The sequence below is a fragment of the Vibrio sp. M260118 genome (genome assembly GCF_036533755.1).
GTDB lineage: Bacteria > Pseudomonadota > Gammaproteobacteria > Enterobacterales > Vibrionaceae > Vibrio.
In genome coordinates this window covers 1-7,919 of the sequence record NZ_JATABG010000152.1, presented here as the reverse complement: position 1 = coordinate 7,919, position 7,919 = coordinate 1, and the positions used below count along the sequence as shown (strand labels likewise).

General features: G+C 46.1%; 7 protein-coding genes and 1 pseudogene. All 8 read right to left on the bottom strand.

Annotation, left to right across the window (positions count from 1 at the left end):
* Positions 1–207: 207 nt before the first annotated feature.
* Positions 208–504 (bottom strand): DNA-binding transcriptional regulator Fis, encoded by a 297-nt coding sequence (gene fis, locus QTO00_RS10740; RefSeq protein WP_000462885.1) that lies wholly within the window; start codon positions 502–504, stop codon positions 208–210.
* Between the two features lie 73 nt (positions 505–577).
* The gene (dusB, locus tag QTO00_RS10735; RefSeq protein WP_331424788.1) at positions 578–1,540 is read right to left on the bottom strand and encodes a tRNA dihydrouridine synthase DusB; all 963 of its coding nucleotides are present in this window, start codon (positions 1,538–1,540) and stop codon (positions 578–580) included.
* A gap of 265 nt (positions 1,541–1,805) precedes the next feature.
* On the bottom strand, positions 1,806–2,693 hold the full coding sequence (gene prmA, locus QTO00_RS10730; protein WP_331424786.1) for a 50S ribosomal protein L11 methyltransferase: 888 nt from the start codon (positions 2,691–2,693) through the stop codon (positions 1,806–1,808).
* Positions 2,694–2,880: 187 nt separating this feature from the next.
* The gene (gene accC, locus QTO00_RS10725) at positions 2,881–4,224 is read right to left on the bottom strand and encodes an acetyl-CoA carboxylase biotin carboxylase subunit (protein ID WP_331424785.1); all 1,344 of its coding nucleotides are present in this window, start codon (positions 4,222–4,224) and stop codon (positions 2,881–2,883) included.
* Between the two features lie 15 nt (positions 4,225–4,239).
* On the bottom strand, positions 4,240–4,704 hold the full coding sequence (gene accB, locus QTO00_RS10720) for an acetyl-CoA carboxylase biotin carboxyl carrier protein (protein ID WP_331424784.1): 465 nt from the start codon (positions 4,702–4,704) through the stop codon (positions 4,240–4,242).
* Positions 4,705–4,805: 101 nt separating this feature from the next.
* Positions 4,806–5,255 carry a type II 3-dehydroquinate dehydratase gene (gene aroQ / locus QTO00_RS10715; RefSeq protein WP_331424783.1) on the bottom strand — a complete coding sequence of 150 codons (450 nt, stop codon included), beginning with the start codon at positions 5,253–5,255 and terminating at the stop codon, positions 4,806–4,808.
* Between the two features lie 301 nt (positions 5,256–5,556).
* Complete coding sequence (gene acs, locus QTO00_RS10710; protein WP_331424782.1) at positions 5,557–7,506, bottom strand: acetate--CoA ligase; 1,950 nt, start codon at positions 7,504–7,506, stop codon at positions 5,557–5,559.
* Positions 7,507–7,716: 210 nt separating this feature from the next.
* Positions 7,717–7,919 (bottom strand): annotated as a pseudogene (locus tag QTO00_RS10705) (3'-5' exonuclease); the annotation flags it as partial.

Sequence of the window (7,919 nt, the reverse complement as noted above, 5' to 3'; positions counted from 1 at the left end):
GTCTGAAACCATTCTTTAAGATAAATGATAATAATAATTATTTGTGTATGATGCTTGTTGTTGACGATGACACACACAGACGGGCTAAACATGATTTATTTTAATGGGTGGTTTTTCTTTTTGGGGTGGTTTGTGGGGTGGTAAAAAACAAAAAGGGCTAGAAATATTTCCTAACCCTTTGAAATTATTTGCTTAAACCAATTTATTTTAGTTCATGCCGTACTTTTTAAGTTTCTTACGAAGAGTACCGCGGTTGATGCCCATCATTGTTGCTGCGCGAGTTTGGTTGCCGCGAGTGTACTGCATGATGGTATCTAGTAATGGCTGTTCAACTTCAGCTAGAACTAATTCATATAGTTCTGTTACTTCTTGGCCATTTAGTTGAGCCAAGTAGTTTTTAAGAGACGCTTTAACAGAGTCACGTAATGGCTTCTGAGTAATCTGGTCCTGTGACGTTACTGTAGTTACTGTTAATGCTTCTGAAGTCAGATTTTGTTCGAACATATTCGGTCTAGCTCTTCTCTTAATTATGATGCAACGTTATAGCCGCCATATTTGAAGCCTTATCTTCAAGTATTTAGGCTAAATCAAAGTAACCCTCTAACGCTTCTAGCTGCAGCTCAGCTGCATCAATAGCGTTGAAGGTACGGCGAAACTCACTCGCTTGCTCATGCTCTTTTAGATACCAACCTACGTGCTTACGCGCGATACGTGGGCCTAAATACTCTCCATAGAACTCATGGAGTGCATTTACATGACCAAGCAGGATGTCTTTCACTTCCGAGTAAGGAAGCTCAGGCATCGTGGTGCCGTTTTCCAAAAAGTGTTGGATTTCCTGAAAAATCCACGGACGACCTTGGGCAGGGCGTCCAATCATTAAAGCGTCTGCACCGGTATACTCCAGTACATGCTTTGCTTTCTCTGGGCTATCGATATCACCGTTAGCAATAACCGGAATCGAGATAGCTTGCTTAACCGCTTTAATGCTGTCGTATTCGGCCTCACCTTTGTACATGCACGCTTTTGTTCTGCCATGCAGAGCAAGAGCTTGAATGCCGCAGTCTTCGGCTAATTTAGCGATTTGAACACAGTTTTTATTGTCTGTATCCCAGCCAGTACGGGTTTTTAGTGTCACTGGGACATCTACTGCGTTAACCACAGCCTCAAGGATATCTTTGATGATATCTGGGTACTGAAGTAGGGCAGAACCGGCTAGCTTCTTATTCACTTTTTTGGCTGGACAGCCCATGTTGATATCGATGATTTGCGCACCGTTTTCAACACTGAACTGAGCAGCGTCGGCCATCAGTTGTGGATCAGCGCCCGCAATTTGTACAGAGCGAATGCCCGATTCGCCTTCATGTACCATGCGTTGCTTCGATTTAGATGTTTTCCATAGCTTTGGGTTTGATGACATCATTTCACTGACGGCCATACCCGCACCATAGCGGAGACACAACTCACGAAAGGGTCTATCAGTCACACCAGCCATAGGGGCAACGATGAGATTATTCTTAAGTTGGTAAGTTCCGATTTTCAAAACACCTATACCCTTCATTCTTGAATCTGCAGCTTTGTTAACTGCGCCAATTCATCCTAATCACATAGCACACCTATGCTCATAGGATTGAATTGTCTTGTTGCCGTGCTGCAACTCCAATTATTTTGGGTGTATCACAGTTCTGACTAGCAAGGGCGCGCATTTTACGCATTTTTTTACGCTGTGAAAAGACTAATATTTGAGCATTTACAATTTGTTTCTGTAAAATGCCCAAAAATCAGTCAATTAACTCGCAAAGTCTTGTCTAGCCTTGTTTTCGGCCAGAGATACGACACCATTCGCTTTGTTCTTTGATAGGCTCGATATGAAACTCATCACGGTAATAGTTGGCAACATCTTCTGCTTGCGTATCAAGCACACCAGACATGGCTAACTCACCATTTGGCTTAACCAAAGATTTGATGATTGATGATAGTTCGCGTAGTGGACCCGCTAAAATGTTAGCCACCACAACGTCAGCGATCAGACCTTCAGGCTGATCTTGAGGAAGGAATACCTCTAGTTTGTCAGCAACGCCATTGCGCTCCGCATTGTCTTTTGAAGCCAGCAGGGCTTGTGGGTCAATATCGATGCCGATGACTTTTTCCGCGCCAAGCTTAATCGCTGCAATCGCCAAAATACCTGAACCACAACCAAAATCGATAACGGTTTTTCCTGAAAGGTCTAAACCTTCGAGCCACTCAAGGCATAGAGCGGTGGTTGGGTGAGTACCAGTACCAAACGCAAGGCCAGGGTCAAGCATCACGTTCACTGCCTCTGGTTCTGGGATTTCACGCCAGCTTGGGCAAATCCATAAACGTTCGCCAAACTTCATCGGGTGGAAGTTATCCATCCACTCGCGTTCCCAGTCTTTGTCTTCTAGCTGTTCTACTTTGTAAGCGAAGCCATCCGCCAGAAGGCCACTGAGTTTGGTTTGTTCAATGATGAAGTCGGTATCCGCTTCAGCGTCATACAGTGCAAGGATATCCGTATCACCCCAAAGACGAGTTTCACCAGGCAAAGGTTCGAATACAGGCGTATCTTGCGCGTCTAAGAAGGTGACAGATAGCGCTCCAGTCTCTTCCATGAGCATGTCGCCGATCTGTTCAGCGTTTTCATTGGTCGCATTGAGTTTGATTTGAATCCAAGGCATGAGTACGGGCTCTTTAGATTAATTGATAGGATTTGGCGCAGAGTGTAGCAGAAATCTGCGGGTTTATAGGTGAATAAATCAGCGAAAACAAAAATGCTCACCGATGATGAAGTGAGCATTTGGGGGGAGAGTTTAGTTCCTAGTTCCTAGAGACTTTTCTAGGAACTAGGATCTCGCTTCTAGGAACTTATTGAAGCCCTAGTTTCTTCTCTAGGTAATGAATGTTGGCACCGCCGTGTTGGAAGTTCTCATCATTCATGATCGCCTCTTGTAGAGGAACGTTAGTCTTGATGCCTTCAACGATCATCTCACCAAGTGCGTTCTTCATACGAGCAATAGCCACATCGCGGTTCTCACCGTAAGTGATAAGCTTAGCGATCATTGAGTCGTAATGTGGTGGTACTGAGTAGCCTGTGTAGATATGCGACTCCCAGCGAACACCCATGCCGCCTGGCGCGTGGAAGCGTTCGATCTTACCTGGTGAAGGTAGGAAACGTTCTGGATCTTCTGCGTTGATACGACACTCGATAGCATGGCCACGGATTTTGATGTCATCCTGAGTGAACGACAAAGGCTGACCTGCCGCTACACGTAGTTGCTCTTTAATTAGGTCTACGCCCGTTACCATTTCAGTAACTGGGTGCTCAACCTGAATACGCGTGTTCATCTCGATGAAGTAGAATTCGCCGTTCTCGTATAGGAACTCGAAAGTACCTGCGCCACGGTAGCCGATTTCGATACATGCACGGGTACAACGCTCACCGATGTACTTACGCATCTCTTCAGTAATACCTGGAGCTGGTGCTTCTTCTACCACCTTTTGGTGACGGCGCTGCATAGAACAGTCACGCTCACCAAGGTGGATAGCGCCGCCTTGACCATCAGCAATTACCTGAACCTCAACGTGACGTGGGTTTTCTAGGAATTTCTCCATGTAAACCATGTCGTTGTTGAACGCCGCTTTTGCTTCAGCACGAGTCATTGCGATAGCTTCGACCAGTTCACCTTCAGAGCGAACTACGCGCATACCACGACCGCCGCCGCCGCCCGACGCCTTGATGATTACTGGGTAGCCAATGCGCTTGGCGTGTGCTTTGTTCGCTTGTGCATCGTCATCTAGTGGGCCATCAGAACCCGGTACACAAGGTACGCCCGCTTTCTTCATTGCTGTGATTGCAGAAACTTTGTCACCCATCATGCGGATTGTGTCTGCTTTAGGGCCAACAAAGATAAAGCCGCTACGTTCCACTTGCTCGGCAAAATCAGCGTTTTCTGATAGGAAGCCGTAACCTGGGTGGATTGCAACCGCGCCAGTTACTTCTGCAGCAGAAATGATGCGCGGAATATTTAGGTAGCTGTCGATACCACGAGCAGGGCCGATACAAATCGCTTCATCTGCAAGTAGTACGTGTTTTAGGTCACGGTCAGCAGTAGAGTGAACCGCTACTGTTTTGATGCCCAATTCTTTACATGCGCGAAGAATACGAAGTGCGATTTCACCTCGGTTCGCGATGACTAATTTATCTAGCATAAGAGAGAGCCTCGATTATTCGATAACAACAAGTGGTTGGTCGAATTCAACTGGCTGGCCGTCTTCAACTAGGATAGCTGTTACTACACCAGACTTGTCTGCTTCGATTTGGTTCATCATCTTCATTGCTTCAACGATACATAGTGTGTCGCCAGCGTTTACAGATTGACCCACTTCGATGAATGATTTTGCGTCTGGGCTTGGAGAACGGTAGAAAGTACCAACCATTGGAGAAAGAACTTGGTGACCTGCTGGAGTTGCAGGAGCCGCTGCCGCTTCTGGTGCTGCTGCAGGAGCAGGTGCCGCCGCAGGTGCTGGCGCTGCTACAGGTGCAGGTGCTGCTGCGTAGTGTACAGGTGCTGGTGCTGCTGTACCATTACGGCTGATGCGTACCGACTCTTCACCTTCAGAGATCTCTAGCTCAGCAATGCCAGATTCTTCTACTAACTCGATAAGCTTCTTGATTTTACGGATATCCATTTTTTCTTTCTCTTTTATCTTGTGAATAAGACAGCTCAAAATGAGCTGCAGAGTGTTTGTATACGTCGAGTGCCTCTAAACGGACCTCAACGCTAGTTGGGTTACTTTGCCTGCAGTTTTTTTATCGCTGCAGACAGAGCGAATTCGTACCCTTGTGCGCCTAGACCACATATCACCCCCTCTGCCTTATCAGAAAGGTATGAGTGGTGACGGAATGATTCACGAGCATGCACATTAGATAAATGCACTTCGATAAATGGGATAGCCACGCCAAGTAGGGCATCTCTTAATGCCACACTGGTGTGGGTAAATGCAGCTGGATTGATGATGATAAAATCAATCTGGTCATAGGCTGCATGGATAGCTTCGATCAGTTCATACTCACGGTTAGATTGAAGATGTTGAAGTTCAACACCTGCTTCATTGGCTTGCTTAGTTAGGTTGTCGATAATCTGCGCCAAGGTTGATGAACCGTAATGTGCAGGCTCGCGTAGACCTAATAGGTTTAAATTTGGACCGTTTAAGACAAGAATGCGTGATTTTGCTGTCATTGTGCTGCCATCTTCCTACTTCATGATATGAACTGGAATATTCCCATATTATCGCTGATTCAGCATACGATTTTTACTAATAATAGTAGCGAATCTTTGAAATAGACCCAGATTATAGCTAATTCAGCGCATTTAGCAGCAATTTACTGGTCTAATCTCCCAGCATAGAGCTGTAAATTTGTAACCGAGATAACATTTTTCGTGCTAGATAGGGCTTTTAGAGGGGAGTGTTTTAAACGCTAAATAGAAAAACCGCCACACAAGGTGACGGTTTGAAGTCATTAATTTGCAACTGATTGAATTAAGCGAGTTCAGCTTTTTCTGCAATGAGCTTATCAACCACACTTGGGTCTGCTAGGGTCGAAGTGTCACCTAAGTTGCTGGTATCTCCGGTTGCGATCTTGCGTAGAATACGACGCATAATCTTACCAGAACGTGTTTTAGGCAGAGAGTCTGTCCAGTGCAGTACGTCTGGTGTTGCAATAGGGCCAATCTCTTTACGTACCCAGTTTTTGACCTCAGCGTGTAGCTCAGCACTTGGGAACTCGCCATCATTGAGCGTGATATAAGCGTAGATCGCTTGGCCTTTGATATCGTGCGGAATACCAACGATAGCCGCTTCGGCAATTTTATCGTGGGCAACTAGTGCAGATTCGATCTCTGCGGTACCCATACGGTGGCCCGATACGTTTAGTACGTCATCAACACGGCCAGTAATCCAGTAGTAACCATCTTCGTCGCGTCGTGCACCATCACTGGTGAAGTACATACCTTTAAAGGTAGAGAAGTAAGTCTGCTCAAAGCGGTCATGGTCACCGTAAACGGTACGCATTTGACCTGGCCACGAGTCTAGAATCACTAGGTTGCCGTCAGTTGCGCCTTCGATGATGTTACCCATGTTATCCACTAGCGCAGGCTGAACACCGAAGAAAGGACGAGTTGCAGAACCTGGTTTAAGGTCGGTTGCCCCTGGTAGCGGTGCAATCAAGATGCCGCCAGTTTCAGTTTGCCACCAAGTATCGACAATTGGTGAGTCTTCGTTACCAATGGTTTTGTAATACCACTCCCAAGCTTCTGGGTTAATTGGTTCACCTACTGAGCCCATAATACGCAGGCTGCTACGTGAAGTGCCTTCTACCGCTTCGTTACCTTTTGCCATTAATGCACGAATTGCAGTAGGCGCTGTATAAAGGATATTCACTTGGTGTTTATCGACCACTTGGCTCATACGGTTAGTGCTTGGGTAGTTTGGCACACCTTCGAATAGGATTGTCTTCGCGCCGTTAGCCAATGGGCCGTAGATTAAGTAAGTGTGGCCAGTAATCCAACCCACATCGGCAGTACACCAGAAGGTTTCGCCTGGCTGGTAGTCAAATACGTACTTGAACGTCATTGCAGCGTAGACTAGGTAACCACCTGTAGTGTGGAGCACACCTTTTGGTTTACCTGTCGAGCCAGATGTGTAAAGGATGAATAGTGGATCTTCCGCTTTCATCTCTTCTGGTGGACAGTCAGAAGAGACATTTGCAGTCGCTTCGTGCCACCAAACATCACGATGATCATGCCAGTCAATGTCGCCGCCAGTGCGCTTCATAACGATGACTTTCTCGATCGTTTTTACTTCTGGGTTAGTCAGTGCTTCATCAACGTTCTTTTTCAGAGGAACAGCACGTCCGCCACGAACGCCTTCATCTGCAGTGATAACCACTTTAGCGTCTGAGTCGATAATACGGCCAGATAGTGCTTCAGGAGAGAAACCGCCAAATACGACAGTGTGTACTGCACCAATACGGGTACAAGCGAGCATTGCGACTGCTGCTTCGGTCACCATTGGCATGTACAGACAAACCACATCACCTTTGCGTACACCTTGCTCTTTCAGCGCGTTTGAGAACTCACACACCTCTTTGTGCAGCTGTTTGAAAGTCAGTGTTTTATCGTCATTCGGATCGTCACCTTCCCAAATGATTGCGACATCATCACCGCGCTCTGCAAGATGGCGGTCGATACAGTTAGCAGACACGTTTAATGTGCCGTCTTCAAACCAGCGGATATCAACGTGGCCAGTGTCGAAAGAGGTGTTCTTAACCTGAGTGAATGGTTTCATCCAATCGACGATTTTTCCGTGCTCACTCCAGAAACCAACCGGATCAGTCACTGATTGTTGGTACATGGCTTGGTAAGTATCGTTATCCGCGTGGGTATTTTTCTTGATGTTCTCTTTTACCGGATAAATATGGGCTTCACTCATTGCTATCTCCTTGTGCCTAATTCCTTGTGAATTGAGCAATTGTCCGTTTAAAACGAAAAGGTCACCTGACCCCGACGTTGTAAATTCTCGTTACCCATAACTTTCAATCACAGGCGCTGATTCGACAATTAGACTTTAGGATGAGAACGCTATATCTGCTTTAAAATTAGGTAATTAAAACAAAAAATGAGATCTTGAACGCCACTGAATTTAGCGGGTGTATGGAATATTTAGGCTAGGCAGATCACCTTTTGTCAGCCGAACAAACACTAGCGCAGCGGATATGGCATCTTGCAGAGCATCATGTTTGTCTTGTAAAGGCAGGTCGAGGTGCTTGCAAATGGCATCAAGACTGAGATCAAAATAGGCGTTAGGTAGATGCTTTTCTAGTTTATCGTGATAGATCTGACTGA

Excerpts from the sequence above, each read along its gene's own strand:
- fis (WP_000462885.1), bottom strand. The coding sequence starts at position 504 with ATGTTCGAACAAAATCTGACTTCAGAAGCATTAACAGTAACTACAGTA.
- prmA (WP_331424786.1), bottom strand. The coding sequence starts at position 2,693 with ATGCCTTGGATTCAAATCAAACTCAATGCGACCAATGAAAACGCTGAA.
- accC (WP_331424785.1), bottom strand. The coding sequence starts at position 4,224 with ATGCTAGATAAATTAGTCATCGCGAACCGAGGTGAAATCGCACTTCGT.
- accB (WP_331424784.1), bottom strand. The coding sequence starts at position 4,704 with ATGGATATCCGTAAAATCAAGAAGCTTATCGAGTTAGTAGAAGAATCT.
- aroQ (WP_331424783.1), bottom strand. The coding sequence starts at position 5,255 with ATGACAGCAAAATCACGCATTCTTGTCTTAAACGGTCCAAATTTAAAC.
- acs (WP_331424782.1), bottom strand. The coding sequence starts at position 7,506 with ATGAGTGAAGCCCATATTTATCCGGTAAAAGAGAACATCAAGAAAAAT.